This window comes from Paenibacillus tepidiphilus (genome assembly GCF_008635795.1).
Taxonomy (GTDB): domain Bacteria; phylum Bacillota; class Bacilli; order Paenibacillales; family Paenibacillaceae; genus Paenibacillus_AQ; species Paenibacillus_AQ tepidiphilus.
Window position 1 is genome coordinate 26,865 of sequence record NZ_VWRQ01000015.1, and the last position, 18,618, is coordinate 45,482.

Annotated in this window: 17 protein-coding genes and 1 tRNA gene; 17 read left to right on the forward strand and 1 reads right to left on the reverse strand. The window is 52.1% G+C overall.

What is annotated here, in order from left to right:
- Nucleotides 1-19 precede the first annotated feature (19 nt).
- Nucleotides 20-110 (forward strand) — tRNA-Ser (locus F1379_RS18760).
- Nucleotides 111-503: 393 nt separating this feature from the next.
- Here the strand turns inward: F1379_RS18760 and F1379_RS18765 are convergent.
- Nucleotides 504-701: a YjzC family protein gene (locus tag F1379_RS18765; protein ID WP_150272639.1), complete on the reverse strand. Its 198-nt coding sequence runs from the start codon at nt 699-701 to the stop codon at nt 504-506.
- A gap of 220 nt (nt 702-921) precedes the next feature.
- Here F1379_RS18765 and rpsF point away from each other — a divergent pair, with 220 nt between their 5' ends.
- The 16 genes from rpsF (at nt 922) to F1379_RS18845 (ending at nt 18,506) form a co-directional block, all read left to right on the forward strand.
- Complete coding sequence (gene rpsF, locus F1379_RS18770; RefSeq protein WP_150272641.1) at nt 922-1,206, forward strand: 30S ribosomal protein S6; 285 nt, start codon at nt 922-924, stop codon at nt 1,204-1,206.
- A 48-nt stretch (nt 1,207-1,254) separates the two neighbouring features.
- Nucleotides 1,255-1,755 (forward strand): single-stranded DNA-binding protein, encoded by a 501-nt coding sequence (ssb, locus tag F1379_RS18775; RefSeq protein ID WP_150272643.1) that lies wholly within the window; start codon nt 1,255-1,257, stop codon nt 1,753-1,755.
- Between the two features lie 21 nt (nt 1,756-1,776).
- On the forward strand, nt 1,777-2,049 hold the full coding sequence (gene rpsR, locus F1379_RS18780; protein WP_019914552.1) for a 30S ribosomal protein S18: 273 nt from the start codon (nt 1,777-1,779) through the stop codon (nt 2,047-2,049).
- A 164-nt stretch (nt 2,050-2,213) separates the two neighbouring features.
- Entirely contained in the window at nt 2,214-2,588 is a 375-nt protein-coding gene (locus F1379_RS18785; RefSeq protein WP_150272646.1) for a VOC family protein, read from the forward strand.
- Between the two features lie 387 nt (nt 2,589-2,975).
- Complete coding sequence (locus tag F1379_RS18790; RefSeq protein WP_150272648.1) at nt 2,976-4,907, forward strand: endonuclease MutS2; 1,932 nt, start codon at nt 2,976-2,978, stop codon at nt 4,905-4,907.
- A gap of 272 nt (nt 4,908-5,179) precedes the next feature.
- Nucleotides 5,180-6,889 (forward strand): oligopeptide ABC transporter substrate-binding protein, encoded by a 1,710-nt coding sequence (gene opp4A / locus F1379_RS18795; protein ID WP_150272650.1) that lies wholly within the window; start codon nt 5,180-5,182, stop codon nt 6,887-6,889.
- Nucleotides 6,890-7,331: 442 nt separating this feature from the next.
- A complete protein-coding gene (locus F1379_RS18800) occupies nt 7,332-8,375 on the forward strand; it encodes an LCP family protein (protein ID WP_203457131.1) in 1,044 nt (347 codons plus the stop codon).
- A gap of 215 nt (nt 8,376-8,590) precedes the next feature.
- Nucleotides 8,591-9,016 (forward strand): CBS domain-containing protein, encoded by a 426-nt coding sequence (locus tag F1379_RS18805; protein WP_150272652.1) that lies wholly within the window; start codon nt 8,591-8,593, stop codon nt 9,014-9,016.
- A 210-nt stretch (nt 9,017-9,226) separates the two neighbouring features.
- Entirely contained in the window at nt 9,227-9,529 is a 303-nt protein-coding gene (locus F1379_RS18810) for a MazG-like family protein (RefSeq protein ID WP_203457134.1), read from the forward strand.
- A gap of 6 nt (nt 9,530-9,535) precedes the next feature.
- Nucleotides 9,536-10,453: a DUF2232 domain-containing protein gene (locus tag F1379_RS18815; RefSeq protein ID WP_150272656.1), complete on the forward strand. Its 918-nt coding sequence runs from the start codon at nt 9,536-9,538 to the stop codon at nt 10,451-10,453.
- Between the two features lie 11 nt (nt 10,454-10,464).
- Nucleotides 10,465-12,477, forward strand: coding sequence for a DHH family phosphoesterase (locus F1379_RS18820; protein ID WP_150272658.1), 2,013 nt, complete (start codon nt 10,465-10,467; stop codon nt 12,475-12,477).
- On the forward strand, nt 12,474-12,920 hold the full coding sequence (rplI, locus tag F1379_RS18825; protein ID WP_150272660.1) for a 50S ribosomal protein L9: 447 nt from the start codon (nt 12,474-12,476) through the stop codon (nt 12,918-12,920). Before F1379_RS18820 ends, rplI begins: the two co-directional genes overlap by 4 nt.
- A gap of 1 nt (nt 12,921) precedes the next feature.
- Nucleotides 12,922-14,283 (forward strand): replicative DNA helicase, encoded by a 1,362-nt coding sequence (dnaB, locus tag F1379_RS18830; protein WP_150272661.1) that lies wholly within the window; start codon nt 12,922-12,924, stop codon nt 14,281-14,283.
- Nucleotides 14,284-14,493: 210 nt separating this feature from the next.
- Nucleotides 14,494-15,780, forward strand: coding sequence for an adenylosuccinate synthase (locus F1379_RS18835; protein WP_150272663.1), 1,287 nt, complete (start codon nt 14,494-14,496; stop codon nt 15,778-15,780).
- A gap of 247 nt (nt 15,781-16,027) precedes the next feature.
- Nucleotides 16,028-16,663: a hypothetical protein gene (locus F1379_RS18840; RefSeq protein ID WP_150272665.1), complete on the forward strand. Its 636-nt coding sequence runs from the start codon at nt 16,028-16,030 to the stop codon at nt 16,661-16,663.
- Nucleotides 16,664-16,973: 310 nt separating this feature from the next.
- Nucleotides 16,974-18,506 carry a M23 family metallopeptidase gene (locus F1379_RS18845; RefSeq protein WP_150272667.1) on the forward strand — a complete coding sequence of 511 codons (1,533 nt, stop codon included), beginning with the start codon at nt 16,974-16,976 and terminating at the stop codon, nt 18,504-18,506.
- Nucleotides 18,507-18,618: the final 112 nt, after the last annotated feature.

Here is an 18,618-nt window from a genome sequence, read left to right on the forward strand (position 1 = left end):
ATACAATAAGTCTTGCTGCGGAGAGGTACCCAAGAGGCCCAAGGGGGCTGACTCGAAATCAGTTAGGCGTGTCAAAGCGTGCGTGGGTTCGAATCCCACCCTCTCCGCCACCACAGCATAAATAAATAATTAACCAAGCCTCCGCGTAGCGGGGGCTTTTTTTGGCGGCAATGTAGTGGGGTCCCCGCAAAGTAATAGGAATAAGCTGCGTCAGTATTCACTTCAATTTGTGGGGCTAAAACAAAAAGAGGAACCGCAAGGGTCCCTCTTCAGGAGGCAGTACATCATTGATGTTCGGATTAAGTCTGTACACAGCTTCTAAAGTGATTGGGCAGTGCTAAGGGTGAATGCTCTTTTTTAAGGAGCGCCTTACTCTTCCCGTAGTACGATAGTTGCTTTATTCAGAAACCCTGTGAGATCCAACGGAACCACACCTCTCTTTTGTACTGCCTGAGATTATTATGGTGCAGGAGTCCTTTTATTATACATGCTCTTCAAAAAAATTAATGGACCCGCGCTTTCTCGACCTTTTTCCATTTACGGTCCTTATTGGTGGTCTCCGGGAATGTGTCCCCGCGTTTCATCTCAATGCGCTTCGGGTTCTGTATCTGGGTGTGGAAGCTGCGGGCCTCGCCCACCTCAGTGTAAATGCCGGGATTTGGCGCTTTGTCGCCTTTTTCATACTCCGTCTGTTCGCCCATGGGGATCATCCTCCTTCATGTAATGAAGTGCATTGAATATTGTGCGCAGGGAGAGGGTGGTTCATGTAACGGTGCAGGTGCCTTTTCCTGCCGCTGCGGTTAGTTTTGCTTGCAATTGGAAAGGTGATTTGGTATAGTAATACGGTGCGAGTTTACATTTGTGCTCGTTCCTTGCTCCTGACGTTGATCAGGGGCCTCAGACCATAAGGAGGTGAAATTTATGCGCAAATATGAAGTGATGTACATTATTCGCCCTGATCTTGAGCAAGAAGCCGTTCAAGCAGCAGTCGAAAAATTCCAAGGCATCATCTCCAACGGCGGAGAAATTACAAAGCACGAAGTGCAAGGTAAACGCCGTCTTGCGTATGAGATCAAGAAGTTCCGTGATGGCGTCTATGTTCTGGTTAACTTCACTGCAGAACCTGCAGTAGTTACTGAGCTTGAGCGTATCATGAAGATTTCCGACGAAGTAATTCGTTATCTCATTACGAACGACGTTGCCTAAGCATCAGACAAGCTTTGTAGTGAATCGCTGTAAAGGAGGGGACTTGAATTGTTGAACCGAATCATTCTGATCGGTCGGTTGACCCGTGACCCGGAGCTTCGTTATACTCCCGCTGGTGTTGCCGTAACGCAGTTTACGCTTGCCGTAGACCGCAACTTTACGGGCCAGAACGGTGAACGCGAGGCGGACTTCATCCCGATTGTAACCTGGAGACAGCTGGCGGAAACCTGTGCCAATTATTTGCGCAAGGGTCGTCTGGCAGCCGTGGAAGGACGCATCCAAGTACGGAATTACGAAAATAATGAAGGTAAGCGTGTATACGTAACCGAAGTCATTGCCGATAATGTCCGTTTCCTGGAATCTTCGCAGAACCGTGAAGGCGGAAACTCATCAAGCGGAGCCGGTATGCCGGAAGAACCAGCCTATGGCGGTGGCGGTAACAGTGGACGCGGAAATAACAACAATTTCTCGCGTAGCAACAATCAACAGGATCCTTTTTCCGGCGATGGAAAACCGATCGATATATCGGACGATGATTTGCCATTTTAATAAGGAAGGACTGAAACTGACATGGCTTTCAAACAAAGAGAAGGCGGAGACAACGACAAGCGCCCAGCTCGTCGCGGTGGACGCAACAAGCGCAAGAAAGTGTGCTACTTCACTGTGAACAAAATTACTCACATTGACTATAAAGACACTGAACTTCTGAAGAAGTTCATCAGCGAACGCGGCAAGATCTTGCCACGTCGTGTAACTGGCACCAGTGCCAAGTACCAACGCGCTCTGACTATTGCTGTAAAGCGCTCGCGTCAAATCGCGCTGCTGCCTTACACAACAGAATAGGACGTATGAATAACGAAGCAGCCGGATTTCCGGCTGCTTTTTTACATATGCATCAGATTGGATGGACACTTATGTACCTGATTGGCGCAGTCCTGTTTCTTCGGATATAATCAAGAACGACGGTACACCCGTGCCGTAAATAAATCAGCTGGAGGCATAGGAAAATGATCAGTGCAAGTCCGTACGTTATCATTCAACAGGTGCAGGAATCCGTGGAATATTATCAAAGTGTATTAGGCGGAGACATCAAGGTACTCAATGAGCATCAAGGCAAATGGCTGCATGCGGAGCTGCATTTGGGCCAGACGCTGATTCATTTCTCTGATGACTACGGCCGGGGAGCAAAGACGGAGAACGTAAGCATCATTCTGCAGCTGGACAGTGAAGGGCAGCTGCAGGCCATCTATGACAGGCTCAAGGCGGATGGAGGAACTGTAACTGTGGAACTGCAGAAAACGTTCTTCGGCGCGCTGCATGGACAGGTTTCGGATGTTAAAAACGGGATTACCTGGGTCATGAATTGCTTTGCCGGGAATTGACGCAAAGAGCTAAATGTAGTAAATTACAAATATCCTATACTAAAGGGGAAATTTTGATGACGGGGATCGTTCTTAACTAAGCAATTTCATATCACCTGACTGACCAAGCAGCTACGGGTCCGCATTTGATGCGGTGCTTGTGCTCTGTTCGAGTCTGTCGCCTTACAGCTTACGTAGGGTTAACGGTGGATGATTTAGTTAAGAACACGCGAAGCGTCAACATGGCCTCTTTATGGCTACTGTTCTCTTTGTGATTAACCGTGCTCTTGCAGCACGGTTTTTTGGCGTTTAGGGGACAAGTAGCAGAAGAATGAGGGCAAAGACAGCCGCAGTGGCTGTCTTTGCCCTTTTTTGCTTTAGGCAGGAATAATTAAGGGAGGAATCCAAGTGAACGTACAACAGTTGAACCAGTTAGAATATGACGGGATCAAAGCGGAGCTGGCGCGGTATACGGTATCTTATGAAGGAAGGAGACATGTGGAGGCTCTGGCACCAATGACCGTTCTGCCGGGTATTCAGAGAGCACTGGATGAGACAGAGGAAGCCAGAGAATTGCTGGAACGGGGGGCAAGCGTACCGATTCCTTCACTGGAGGGCATGGATGTGCTGATGTCGCTCCTGGGCAGCGGATATCTGTTCTCGGAGCAAGAGCTTACTGCGCTGACAGTCTTTCTCGGAAGCTGCGCCCAATTGCGTAAGTATATGATAGCTAAAGAGCAAAGCTCCCCGCGGATGGCTGCCTATGCTGTTTCGCTGCAGGAGCTGAGATCCCTCAAGGAAGAAATCGAGCGCTGCATCCGGTTTGGCGTCATTGAGACCCATGCGAGCAAAGGTCTGGAGCGTGCCCGCAAGAAGCTGGCGGTAGCCAAGGAACGGCTGCAGCGCAAGCTTGACGGGATCATGTCCCGGCATCATTCCATTCTGCAGGAGAATCTGGTCAGCATGCGCGGGGGCCGCTATGTCATACCGGTGAAGAAAGAGTACTACAAGCAGGTAAAAGGAACAGTGCTGGACCAGTCGACAAGCGGGCAGACGGTATATGTGGAGCCGGATGAAATTGCCGCTCTGCAGGGCGAGGTGGAGCTGCTGGCCGCTGATGAAGCGAGAGAGGAGAATATCATCTTAAGCATGCTCAGCGGGCTTGTAGAGCGGGAGCAGGCAGCACTCGCCGCCAATATTGAGGTGACGGGCGTTTATGATTTTATATTTGCCAAGGCTAAATATGCCCGTACGCTCGGAGCCAGAAATGCGTCTTTGAATGACCGAGGGTACCTGAGGATGAATGGCGGGCGCCACCCAATGCTGAAGGAGATGATTCCGGTCACTCTCGAATTGGGGTCTGGCTATAAGTCCCTGATTATTACGGGTCCGAATACTGGCGGAAAAACAGTGGTGCTTAAGACGGTAGGGCTGCTCGCCGTTATGCTCCAGTCGGGAATGCTGATCCCCGTGGAGGAAGACAGCTGCTTTCCGGTATTCGCCGATATCATCAGCGTAATTGGCGACGGTCAAAGCCTGACCCAGTCGCTGAGCACGTTCTCGGCTCAAATGAAGAGCATTGAAGGGATGCTCCGCCAGGCCACCCGGGGTGTGCTGCTGCTGATCGACGAGCTGGCTGCGGGCACCGATCCGGGAGAAGGCTTTGCGCTATCCATCGCAATCCTGGAGGAGCTGAACCGGCGGGGAGCCAACATTATTGTGACTACGCATTTTAACGAGCTGAAAGCCTTTGCTGCGGCTACAGCGGGCTTTGAGAACGCGCGAATGGAGTTCGATAAAGACTCGCTGCAGCCGCTTTACAAGCTGACGATAGGCGAAGCCGGCGAGAGCTATGCGCTGCAAATCGCCGGTCGGCTGGGGATTCCGGATGCAGTTATAGGCCGTTCCCGGGAGCTCATTGACGGGCAGCGGGAACAAGCAGGAGGGAGCCCCTTTGACCCGGCAGCATTTGCACAAAAAGAGCGTACGGAGAGGGTTCCGGAAGCAGATAGACGCCCCCAGGCTCACAAATCTCAAAAGGATGGGGCCAGGACCATTTTTGAAATCGGCGATGCTGTACATGTTACTTCACTTGGCAAGAGTGGCATCGTATATGCCAAACAGGACAGCATGGGGATGGTTGGAGTGATGGTGCAGAAGCATAAGCTGCGGATCAACCACAAGCGGCTGAAGCCGTACTTGTCCAAGGATGAGCTGTACCCGGAGGAATATGATTTCGACATCATCTTTGAAAGTAAGGAGAACCGCAAGAAACGCAAGCTGATGAACAAACGGCATGTAGAAGGACTGAGCATCATAAAGACGGAGGATGAGCAATAAATCCGAGCTAATGAACACTGAAATCTGCCCGCTCAGGGCAGATTTTTATTTGATCAGATAAGAGCGTCCGGTACCAAACCGGTGTGCAATGGCTTGAAGCTCTTCACAATCCCCCGATTTTTGTATATTCTCTATAATAGTTATTCAATTTTCCGAAATTAAAATTTACGCAGTGCATGTTATATACAAGATATAATAAGGAAACGCTTACAAATAAATCAGACGAGAAGCGAAGTGCCCGGCTTAAAGGAACAGAAGAAAGGAAGGCACAGATGCAGAAGCAGAAGATTATCGCATTCGTACTTGTTCTTGCGTGCACACTTACCGCATGTTCGGCAACAGATACGTTACGGTTTACCAATATGGCAGGGCGTGAAGGGAATACCGTTCAACCCAGAGAAGGAGGAATAGCCACCTTTGCTTACACCTCCGCGTTTCAGGGATTGTTCGAACCGGCCTTCGTCGAAGGCGAGGATGATACCAATGTCCTGGAGTTTATCACCGAGGGTATGTTCACGGTCAGTGATGATCTGACTACGGTTCCCAATATTGCATCGTGGCAGGAGTCGGAGGACCATACGGTGTTCACATTCCGGATCAAGCCCGGTGTCCGGTGGCACAATGGCGACGAATTGACTGTGGAAGACTGGAAGTTCGCCTTGGAGACGATTGCCAGTCCGGATTACACCGGCTCCAGGTATTACAGTGTAGAGATGATCAAGGGCGCTGAAGAGTATCATGCAGGAACAGCCGATGAAATTTCCGGCCTCAAAGTGATTGATCCCTATACGCTGAAAATCACGATGAACGCCGCCCGCGTCAATACAATTACCAATCTATGGCCTTATCCGATGAATAAAAAATATTACACCGGCGTAGCTGTCAAGGACATGCCGGATAGCGACCAGGTTCGTAAACAGCCGATCGGCATCGGGCCATTCAAGGTCGTAAGCATTGATCCGGGCCGGCAGGTTGACATGCAGCGGTTCGATCAATACCACCGCGGCAAGGCACTGCTGGACGGTGTGAGCTATACGGTGGTCGACGACCAGTCACTGCCGGGACTTCTTGAACAAGGAGCGATTGACATGGCGGCGGCTCCCCGCGACCAGTACAAGACGCTAAGCGGGCTTGAACATATCTCCGTACTGCAATCACAGGAGCTGGCTTACGAATACATAGGCTTTAAGTTTGGACACTGGGATGAGACGTTGCAGCAGAATGTGATGGACAATCCGAAGTTTGCCGACAGGCGGCTTCGCCAGGCTATGTACTATGCGCTCGACCGCCAAGGCATTATCGATAAGTATTCTTACGGATTGGGCAATCTGATCGAAACCCCGATTCCCAGCTCCAGCTGGGCTAAAATTGCCGACGAAGAGATCAACACCTACCCGTATAATCCGGAAAAGGCAAAGGCGCTGCTGGAGGAGGCCGGGTATCTGGATACGGATGGAGACGGGCTGCGGGAGGACCCAGAGGGCCAGCCGTTTGTCATCCGTTATGATGCCATGAGCGGGAGTACGACAGCAGAAGCACGGACACAGGCTATTCTGCAGAATTGGCGGGAGGTCGGGCTGAATGTACAGCTCAGCGGCGGCCGCCTGAAGGAGCTGAATGACTTCTACGAGGCAGTGGAGCAGGATGAGCCGGGCGTGGAGCTGTTCAACGGAGTATGGGGACTCGCCAGTGACCCTGATCCTACAGGATTATGGCGGAAGGATGATATGTGGAACTATCCCCGCTGGTATTCGGAGCGTAGCGACTCGTTGATCAGCGAGGGTGTGGGCAGCAAAGCCTATGATCCTAAATACCGTAAGCAGATTTATAACGACTGGCAGAGGCTGATCAATGAAGAGGTGCCAATGATCTTCTTCGCGGAACGTACAAGAATCACTGCAGTTCATGAACGATTGCAGGGAGTCCGTGTGAATGCCATGAGCATTATCCTGGAGCCTTATAAATGGTGGATCAAGGAATAGGAACAGAACTCAGCCAGGACCGTGGCTGCTGCTGTGAAGCGGCTGCTGCGGTCCTCTTTCGTTAACCTGTGGCGGAAGGTCTGTAAAAATTATTTTGCCAAATGCAAAACAAAACGGGGCTTTTTCCGTCATATACTATAGTAATTACAGGCTCCTTATACCTCAGCCGGGAGAATCCTGTCGTTATTTGTTGTTTCTTTTTGCAGGCAGAGTGATTACAATAGAAATATTGTTTGTGTGTCAAAGGTTATTTCCAGGTTTATTCTACATCTATAAGCGGCCCTAATTCCTGAAAGGGGGAACACTAACAACCGGAAAGGGAGCAAGACAACAAGAGAAGCTTACGTCATGACTGCCTGGAAGCAGCAGGCAAGCATTTGCAAATAGATTGCAGGCAATTCTTTGCGCTTATGCATATTCCATCATAAAAGAAGGTCGAACGATGAAAAAATTGAAAATGAAAAAAAGGTATTTAATACCTCTTATTATTCTTGTACTGATCGTCGCCGGGGGCTTCTTGTTTCGCAAGCCGCTGACGGTGCTGGCCTTTGATTTGTTTCTGGCAGACCAGGTCGAGGACAAACTGCAGCAGGAGTCCTATCAGCCGCTGGAGAACGACCGCGTTACAGATCAGGTAAAGCCTGAGCCTGTCGTCTATGAAAGTGATCCGTTCTCGGTGATGCTTCTGGGTACAGACCAGCGGGAGAACGAAGTAGCACGCTCGGATACGATGATTTATGCGGTCATCCGTCCCGAGGATTACAAGGTTCTGCTGATTTCAATTCCGCGTGATACGTATACGGAGATTATTGGCCACAAAGATAACAAAAAGGATAAAATCACGCATGCGTTCGCTTTTGGCGGACAGCAAATGGCCAAGGATACGCTGGAGGCGCTGCTGGAGCATGATATCCAGTACTATGCGACGATTAACTTCCAGGGTCTGAAGGATGCGGTCGATGCCATTGGCGGGCTGCCCCTGCCGATCAAGAAGGATATTGTCAACAAGAAATCCGACCATGAGAAATTTACAATTGAAGGCGGCAAGTCCAGCTATGACGGTCAGGAATCGCTGAATTACACGCGTTACCGCGAGGACAGCGATTTTAACCGCACCAAACGCCAGCAGGTCTTTATTGACGTGTTCGCGAATAAAATGTTATCTATCAGCCAAATCGGGAAAATCCCCGAGCTGCTGGATATTATGGGCGATAATTTCAAGACCGATATTGAGCCGGCAACCATCATCAGCCTGGCGAAGAAATTTATGAGCGGCAAGGACATGGATATTTCCAGCTTTACGGTCATGGGCGAAGGCAAACGCATTGACGGCGTATATTATGATATTGTCGATGAAGAGGATCTGGGCGAAGCCAGAGTGATGATCGACAACTGGATGAATGCCAGTACTCCGGTCAGCCAGCTGATTGAACCGGGCAAGGCTGCAAATGCGCTTGAACCGAAAGCAACGGCGGAAGCGCAGTAACAGCTTACGGGACAGTACAACGCTAGTAAGATAAGCTATATGTAAGAAGACAGCAGCCATGGAAAAGATCAATGGCTGCTGCTTACTGTCCCGGGATGGTATAATAACAAAGTGGAACGTATGGCCTTGTCTTTACGTATGAGCAACTGGATGCCCCTGCCGCCAAAGGGGCGGGAAGAACGAATCCCTTCGCACTCTTTGAGGAGGATCAAGAGATGAATATTGCTTTTTTTCTGCTTCCTAAACAGGAGGTAGCCTGTGTTACCCTCGATTCCACGCTGCGCCAGACCCTGGAGCGGATGGAGTTTCACCGCTATACGGCAGTGCCGATTCTTACCCGGAACGGAGAATATGCCGGTACGGTTACCGAGGGAGATTTGCTGTGGTACATGAAGGATTCCGACGGCGGGGTTACTTTTGAAAATGCCTCGAAATATCTGCTTAAGGATGTACCGCTGCGTGTGAATAACCGCCCGGTGTCGATTGACGCCGACATGGAGGATTTGATCAAGCTGGCCAAGGTGCAGAACTTTGTGCCGGTCGTCGATGATATGAACAAATTTATCGGCATTGTCCGCCGTAGTCAGATCATTGAATATTGCGAGAACGTAGTCGCCCGCCAGTCCCAGGAATCTGTATAACGCGCTGTAACAGAGTAAGAGCATGCCAGTTAAGGCCTGTACTTCCGCAAGCACGGAAATGCGGGCCTTTTTTGAAGACGGCAGACTGTCGTTGTCCGTTAAGCCTACAGGCGGCGATCGCCGGTACCCGGAGGCTTCAGTGTAGCCCGGATATATTTATGCTATAATGGAGAATAATGCTTTTTCCGGAGGTAGAGAGACGTGCCCAATGTGCCCAAGGACCTCGATGTAGCCAAACGCGCCAAGGTAATTGAGTGGTTGAAGACCGAAGTAATTGATCAGGTCTCCCGGTTGTTCAAAGCAATGTGGGAAGGCAGCACCGCCCGTGTAGGCGACAGTCTGGCCAGCTTGGTAATGAGTTCCTATATTCTGGGGCGCAGACTCGGCCTATCTTACCGTGAGCTTGACGATTTGCTGCTGGAGAAGCTGCGAAAACACAAGCAGGAAGGGCATCAGCTTGAAGAATGGTATCAGGATATATCCGCACTAGAAGAACATATGCGTAAGAGGTGAATACTGTTGAAATTTCGCTGGACATCAGTGGCTTGGAGCATCGTATATCTGCTTCTTCTGCTATCCTTGTCAACCCCGCTGCTCATTATCACCACCCTATTTATGTTTATTCCGGCCGTAGTGCTGTTCACTACACTGAATACAAAACAGTTTATCGTACATCTGGTGCCGGTGCTGCTGATTGTGGCGCTGATATCGCCGGTGTATGTTCTGCTCGCTGTCTACTTCCTGATTCCGGCGCTCGTCATGGGACGCTGGTATAAGAAACGTGCTTCTGCCATGTCCACGATTCTTGCGGGTATGATTGCCATACTGGGTGAATATCTGCTGATTCTGCTGCTTGGCACGGTACTCTTTAATTTTGACCTCTCCACCTATGTCAACGATATGATGCATACGGCTCTCGCACCGCTGAACGATCTGAGCACAGCCAATCCGCTGATGAGTGACCTGGGCTTTACCTCGGAGGATGTCAGCACGATCAGTTACCTGACCGTTCAGATTATCCCGATGACACTGATTGTAAGTGCGTTCCTGCTCTCCGTCATTACCCATTCGGTTGTACGGCCGATTCTGAACAGCATGGAGTATGCTGTACCTAAGCTGAAGCCGGCCCGTGAATGGAGATTGCCAAGATCGCTGATCTGGTATTACCTGATCGGTGTGGTGATCACCTTGCTGTTCGGCGGCCTGGAAAGCGGCTTTATGTCGATGATTACCGCCAATCTGCTGCCGCTCCTCAGGATCGTCTTCAAGATTCAGGCTATCGGCTTCCTGTTCTTCCTGGTCTATGAACGCAAATGGAGCAAAGCCGTCGCACTGCTGCTGTCCATCCCGGTCATTCTGTTTCCGGGACTCTGGATTATCGGTGTCATTGATCTGGCGATGCCGCTGCGGCAGCTTGTGACGAAATCGAAACGATAGGGTGAGAGCTCATGCCTAAATTTCTGCTACGGCGCTGGCACGGCTATCATACCGTATGGGCGTTTATGCTGCTGCTGGTCCTGATTATTGTGGTCAGTATCTACAACCCGGTGTTGGGCGTAGCCAGCCTGTTCGTGACCGGCACCATGTGCTTCTCCATGCTGAAGGCGGAGATTTCTTTCCGCCGCAATCTGGTGGAGTATATCAACGGGCTATCCTTCCGGATCAAGCGGGTAGAAGGTGAAGCGGTCAGCATGCTGCCGCTGGGAATTATGCTGTACGGCGAGGACCGGACGGTAGAGTGGCATAACCGGAATGCCGGAGAGATCTTTGCCCGTAAAACGCTGGTAGGTGAAGCACTGCAGGAATTGATGCCGGATATTATGTCATCCCTGACGGTAAATCCGGCGCATAAGCGAGAGCAGGCCAAGGATAAAGAGCAGGGCATTAAGGAGATCAGACAGGAAATTACAGTCAATGACCGTTATTATCAGGTGGTCATTATTCCGAGCGAACGTCTGCTGTATCTGGATGATATCACGGAGCTGGTTGTGCTGCGTGAGCGGTACGAGGAAGAGAAGCTGGCGATCGGAATAGTCATGATGGACAATCTGGATGAGGCGGCGCAGGGCATGGATGACCAGCAGCGCACCTCCTTGATTGCCAAGGTGGCAAGTGAAATTACCGAATGGAGCAAGATGTTCGATGTCTATCTTCGCCGCCTTTCTTCAGAGCGGTATCTGATGCTGCTGAATCACCGCAGCCTGACAGCGCTTGAAGAGAGCCGGTTCGTTATTCTCGATGAGGTGCGCGAGATGACGGCGGATCTCAAGGTTCCGATGACGCTGAGCATCGGGCTCGCCTACGGCGCGGAATCGGCCAGTGAGCTGGGCGCGCTGGCACAGTCCAGTCTTGATATGGCCCTTGGCCGCGGCGGTGACCAGGCGGCCGTCAAGGCGGGCCAGCGGCTCTCCTTCTATGGCGGCAAGAGCAACGCCGCCGAGAAGCGTACCAGAGTACGGGCCCGGGTCATCGCCCATGCGCTCCGCGATTTGATGCAGGAGAGCGACCGGGTGCTGATTATGGGGCACCGGACGCCGGATATCGACGCCGTCGGCGCCGCCATCGGGCTGCTGAAGGCGGCGCAAATGTACAATGTGGAAGCGAACATTGTGATGGAGCCGCCCAATCCGTCGATTACCCGGATGATGGAGCAGATCCGCAAGGATGAGGATTTGTACAAGTCCTTTGTCACTCCGGAGCAGGCGCTGCAGATGATGACGGAGCATACGCTGCTCATTGTGGTGGATACCCATAAGGCTTCGATGACGATGGAGGCGCGTCTGGTCCATTATGCCAGCCGGATTGTCGTGGTGGACCATCACCGCCGGGGCGAGGAATTTATCAATGATGCGGTGCTGGTCTATCTGGAGCCGTATGCCTCATCCACCTGTGAGCTGGTCACGGAGCTGCTGCAATATATCCATGATAAGATCAAGCTCAGTCCGCTGGAGGCCACGATGCTGCTGGCCGGAATTACAGTTGATACGAAGCATTTCGCGCTGCACACGGGTTCGCGCACGTTCGAGGCTGCCGGATTCCTGCGCAGGATCGGGGCGGATACGGTGCTCATTCAGCGCATGCTGAAGGAGGACCTGCAGGAGTACATCTCCAAGGCGGAGATCATCAAGCATGCACGGATGGTCTACGACCACATTGCCCTGGTTGTGACAGAGCCGGGCAAGAGAATCCCGCAGCTCCTGATTGCCCAGACGGCGGACACGCTGCTGGGGATGACGAATGTGGTAGCGTCCTTCGTCATCAGTGAGCGCCCGGATGGCCTGATCGGCATCAGTGCACGCTCCCTTGGACGGATGAATGTCCAGGTGGTTATGGAGAAGCTGGGGGGCGGCGGGCATTTAACCAATGCCGCAGTCCAGCTGGAAGGAACAAGCAAGGAAGCGGAAGCCAGACTGCTTGAAGTGCTGGCGGAAATTGAAGCGAAAGAGGGGCTATTCGAATGAAGGTCATTTTCATAAAAGATGTGAAGGGTCAAGGCAAAAAGGGACAAGTCAAAGAGGTATCGGAAGGCTACGCAACAAACTTCCTGCTGCCGCGCGGACTGGTGCGTCCGGCGACGGACGGCAATGTGAAGACGCTGGAGAATCAGGCAGCGGCCGAACAGCGCAAGAAGGAGCAGGAGAAGGAAGAAGCCCAGCAGCTCGGCAAGAAGCTGGATGAGCTTACGCTGACCATCAAAGCGAAGGCCGGTGAAGGCGGCCGTCTCTTCGGCGCCATCACCAGCAAGCAGATTGCTGAGGCGTTGGCGTCGGCGAACGGCATTGTAATCGACAAGCGCAAGATTGAACTGAACGATCCGATTCGCCATATCGGTACTTTCCTGGTTAATGTGAAATTGCATTCCGAAGTGAAGGCCCGGTTCACGGTTCAGGTTACGGAGGAGTAGGATGGGCGGAGATCTCTTTTTCGATCGGGTCCCTCCCCAGAATCTGGAGGCGGAGCAGGCCGTCATCGGCGCCGTTCTGCTGCAGGATGAAGCGCTGATCACAGCGATGGAGCGGGTGAATCCCGAAGACTTCTACGACAAGGCGCATCAAATGATCTTTGATGCCATGATACAGCTCGGAGAAGAGAGCCAGCCGATCGACCTAGTTACGCTGACTTCACGGCTGCAGGATAAGGGGGAGCTGGAGGACATCGGCGGGGTCAGCTATCTGGCCAAGCTGGCGCATGCGGTGCCGACTGCAGCGAACGTAGATTACTACGCTCAGATTATCGAAGAAAAGGCCATGCTGCGCCGGTTGATCCGAACCGCGACCCAGATCGTAAGCGAAGGGTATACCGGCGGCGAAGACGTCGGTATTATGCTGAGCGACGCCGAGCGGCGGATTCTTGAAATCTCCAACCGGCGCAGCGGCAGCGGCTTTATCGCCATCCGTGACGTGGTCATGGAGGTCTTCGAGCGCGTTGAGCTGCTGCATCAGAATAAAGGGAACACCTCGGGCATTCCGTCTGGCTTTGCCGATCTGGACAAGATGACCAATGGTTTTCAGCGCAATGATCTGATTATTGTCGCTGCGCGTCCTTCCGTCGGCAAGACGGCGTTTGCGCTTAACATCGCCCAGAACGTCGCGGTCCGCGCCAAAGAGACCGTAGCCATCTTCAGTCTCGAAATGTCCGCGGCCCAGCTCGTACAGCGTATGATCTGCGCCGAGGCTAACCTGGACGCCAACATCATGCGGACCGGCGAATTCAAGAATGATGACGACTGGTCCAAGCTGACCATGGGAATCGCCTCGCTGGGCGAATCGGAGATTTATATCGACGATACGCCAGGCGTTACGGTTACCGATATTCGGGCCAAATGCCGGCGCCTGAAGAAGGAGAAGGGCCTTGGGATGATCGTCATCGACTATCTCCAGCTGATCCAGGGCCGCGGCAAGCCCGGCGAGAACCGCCAGCAGGAGGTCTCGGAAATCTCCCGTACACTGAAGCAGATTGCCCGTGAGCTGGATGTGCCGGTCATTGCCCTTTCCCAGCTTAGCCGCGGGGTAGAGCAGCGTCAGGACAAGCGTCCGATGATGAGTGACCTTCGTGAATCCGGTTCTATCGAGCAGGATGCCGATATTGTAGCATTCCTGTACCGGGATGATTACTATAATCAGGAGACCGAGAAGAAGAATATTATCGAAATCATTATAGCCAAGCAGCGTAACGGCCCGGTGGGCACGGTTGAGCTTGTGTTTCTGAAAAATTTCAACAAATTCGTCAACTATGAGCGTGCTCATGCCGAACCCTTTGCAGGTTAGACGATTTTCGTACAATATCCGAACGATCGCACATTTGATGGTGTGATCGTTCGTTTTTATTTGACTTTAAAAAGTCCCGCTGGTACACTGGTTATTGTGCTTTAGCGGGTTAAACCGCTTAGTGTCCGGAGGGCGGTGTACATAAGAAACCCGTACAGAGCCCATATTATGAAAAATAATGGTGCTGCCAGCACCTACGGAGGAATGAACATGTCAACGGTAGTCGTCGTGGGAACACAATGGGGAGACGAAGGCAAAGGGAAAATCACGGATTTTCTGGCGGAGAGCGCAGATGTGGTCGCCAGATATCAAGGAGGTAACAATGCCGGTCACACGATTCTGATTGACGGAAAGAAGTTCAAGCTGAGCTTGATTCCATCGGGTGTATTCTATAAAGAGAAGACTTGTGTTATCGGCAACGGGATGGTTATTAATCCGGAAGCCCTGATTCAAGAAATTAATTATATTCATGAGAACGGCTTTGATACGAAGAATCTGGTGATCAGCGACCGCGCCCATGTCATTATGCCTTATCATATGCTGCTGGATGCGCTGGAGGAAGACCGCAAGGGACCGAACAAAATTGGTACCACCCGGAAGGGCATCGGCCCGGCATACATGGATAAAGCAGCCCGCAACGGAATCCGCATCGCCGATCTGATGGACGCCGAGGAGTTCGAGCTGAGACTGCGTCATCTGATGGAAGAGAAGAACCAGGTCATCACGCAGGTATACGGGGCAGAGCCGCTGGATGTCGAAGAGATTCTGGTGAAATACCTGGAATATGCGGAGGTCCTTCGAGGCTATGTGACCGATACTTCGGTGGTGCTGAACGATGCCATCGACGCCGACTCGAAAGTGCTGTTTGAGGGTGCACAAGGCGTCATGCTCGACATCGACCAAGGTACTTATCCGTTCGTAACCTCCTCGAATCCTTCCGCCGGTGGAGTATGTATCGGCTCCGGCGTGGGTCCTTCGAAGATCAAGCAGGTTATCGGCGTAGCGAAATCTTACACCACCCGTGTCGGCGACGGTCCGTTCCCGACCGAGCTGAACGATTCGATCGGTGATTACATCCGCGAGACAGGACATGAATATGGTACAGTTACCGGGCGTCCCCGCCGGGTGGGCTGGTTCGACAGTGTTGTGGTGCGTCATGCGCGCCGTGTCAGCGGAATCACCGGATTGTCGCTGAACTCGCTGGATGTGCTGAGCGGTTTGGAAACGGTAAAGATCTGCACCGGCTACAAGTACCGTGGTGAGGTTATCACGCACTATCCGGCCAGTCTCAAGATGCTGGCGGAATGTGAAGCCGTTTATGAGGAGCTTCCGGGCTGGAGCGAGGATATCACCTCGGCCAAGACACTGGAGGATCTTCCGGCCAACACACGCCGTTATGTAGAGCGTGTTGCCGAACTGACCGGCATTCCTATTGCCATCTTCTCGGTGGGACGCAACCGTGAGCAGACCAATCAGGTACTGCCGATTTACGAATAAGTAAGAGCATAGTAACGACTTTGGAGGGACCCTGGCGGGTCTCTTTTTTTTGCAAAAACTAAATATTTAGAGAATTAAGGGGCTTCGCAAATTTCCTGAACGGGCATCGGGTATATCCTCACTTTATGGGGTGAATTAGGTTTCTCCCGGCGGCTTCCGGTCAATACTGGAAGAATAGAAGAGTATAAAAGCTCAGGTTATCCAGACAATGGGGAGCCCGCCAAGCAGATGTGAGGGAGAGAACAAAATGAAATTGCTGAAACGTGCATTGGGAGTAGGGCTGATCGTCGTATTGGCCAGCGCATTATCCATCGGGACTACTGCAATCGTCGTACATACGTACATCCAGTCCGTACTGACAGGACTCGGTATTGAGCTGGATACGCCAGAACCCGGAATAGGCGGGCTAATGAAGACCCTAACCGGAATGGGCGGCAGCAGCGTAGTGAAGCAGCAGGATAATGGGGATGCAGCCGGGCAGGAAGGCGGTTCCGGTTCTGCAGGTCCAGGCAGCGGGCAGCAGGATGGCGAAGAACCGGCAAATGATGAGGTTCCCGAGGATTCCCTGGCCGTTATGGGGGAGGCAAGCACAGAGGAACAAACCGGGGGAGCGCTTGACCAGCAGCTTGTGATGACACCCGAGGCCATGGGCGAAATGAAGGACAGCCTGCCCTCTGAGGAAAAGGCCAGTATTTTTAATATACTGATGAACAAGCTGCCGCAAGAGGAAATGCAGAAGATTTCGACGGCAATGGAAGACGGATTAACAGAGAGTGAAGTTAAGGAACTGCAGGATATTATTGCTAAGTACGTAGAGCCGGATGAATATGACAGCTTAATGAAAATGCTTACACCGGACGAAGCTACGAATTCCGGAAATTAAAAATTGTCACTTTTTGGACACACCGGACCTGTTTAAACCTTATATTTACGCATAAAACCCGCGATTATCGCGGGTTTTGTCATGAGAACAAAGTTGAAATATTTCAGGAGGCTATGGTACAGTAAAAAAGGACTGCAAGGGGTTAATTTTTTGTAACCTTTTTGAAATCAAAAATTTATAAATCCCGGGCAGAGCTTTAACTGACGCAAATCCTATAAATAGACGCAGCAATTATATATATAAGGGGTCGTACAACAAGCATGGACGTCTTGTAACGGACTGAAGGGGACGGACTGAAAGGGAGAGTTTCATGAAAGGATTTAAGTTTATGCGCCGGGCGGGGAAACTGCGGGAATCCGCAGGGTTCGGTGCAGAAGACCGGCAGGATGCCGGTGCTCCAGAGCAAACTCATGTCTTCGTTCAAGAAACCAAACGCCGGAAATTGCGGCGCTCCTGGATTCTCGGCTCTGCCGGCCTGGTGCTGGTAACCGCGTTCTTGATTGGGGCAGAGCAGAAGTATGTGACTGCCAATACGGAGACCTATTACAAAGTGCTGGTCAAGGGCCAGGAAGTCGGCAAGATTTATGATGAGGCGGAATTGGACAAGCTGTTCGAAAGCAAACGTGAGGAATATCAGCTTAAATATCCGGAGTCGGTCATGGTATTGCAAACACAAGGCATCACGACAGAGCAGGAGCAGGCCTTCAAGCCGGAGGTTGATGCGGAGGCCACGCTGGAGAAGCTGGACGGCATGCTGAAGGCCTATGCGCTTGGTGTGCAGCTGACGGTGGACGGTGAAGCGCTCGGCATTGTCAAGGATCAGGAGACGGCAAATGCGGTGCTGGAAGCGGTCAAGCAGCATTACGCGCCGCAGGCTGCTGCCGCCACCGGTTCCAAGCTGATGAGGACAGCGGCAACGACCAAAGCCGTGGCTGCCGATGCGGACAAGCTGGAGTCGGCTGAAATTCGTGAAGAGGTATCCATTGTTCCGGTCAAAGCAGACCCGAACAAGGTGCTGACAGTGGAGGATGCCGTTAAGGTGCTGACGGAAGGTGATGAAGAACCGCTGGTCTATGCTGTACAGGAAGGCGACACGGTCTCTGCCATTGCCCAGCGTTACGGCATAACCCAGGCTGACATTTTCCGCAATAATCCGGCCGTCAAGGAGTTAACTCTGCAGATCGGGGATGAGCTGCAGCTGACCGTGCCGCAGCCGGACCTGACGGTGGTGACCGTAGAGCAGGTGACAGAGCAGGTCGTGACCGAACCGGAGGTTGAAATCCGCAAGAGCGATCAGCTGGCTGCCGGCAAACGCAAGGTCGTGCGTCCGGGCCAGACGGGGCTTAAGGAAATGCAGTACCGGGTCACTAAAGAGAACGGCATCGTTGTGAAGGAAGAATGGCTGGGCCAGACGGTGCTGAAGGCGTCGCTGCCTGAAGTCGTGTACAGCGGCACCAAGGTCGTTGGCGAAGGCACCGGCAGGTTCGCTTGGCCGGTCAGCGGCGCGACGATCTCCAGCAGCTTCGGTGAACGGTGGGGCCGTGCCCATAAAGGCGTGGATCTGGTCTCGGGTAACCGGACGATCAAGGCTGCGGACGCCGGCGTGGTCACCTTTGCCGGAACACAAAGCGGTTATGGCAATGTGGTCATTGTAAATCATAGGAACGGTTATGTGACCTACTATGGTCACTTGAGAAGCATATCAGTGTCTGTCGGCCAGAGGCTGTCGCAAGGCAGCAAGATCGGCATTATGGGCAACACCGGCCGCTCGACAGGGACTCATCTGCATTTTGAAATCCGTAAGAACGGCACAGCCGTTAACCCGATGAAGTATCTGAAATAATCCAATATTTCTTTCAGCCGCCCGGAATTTCCGGGCGGTTCGTTTGTTTCATAGGATGTGGCGCCAAGGCAGGTATGTTAGAATAAAGGGAAAGGGTATAACAACGCTTAGA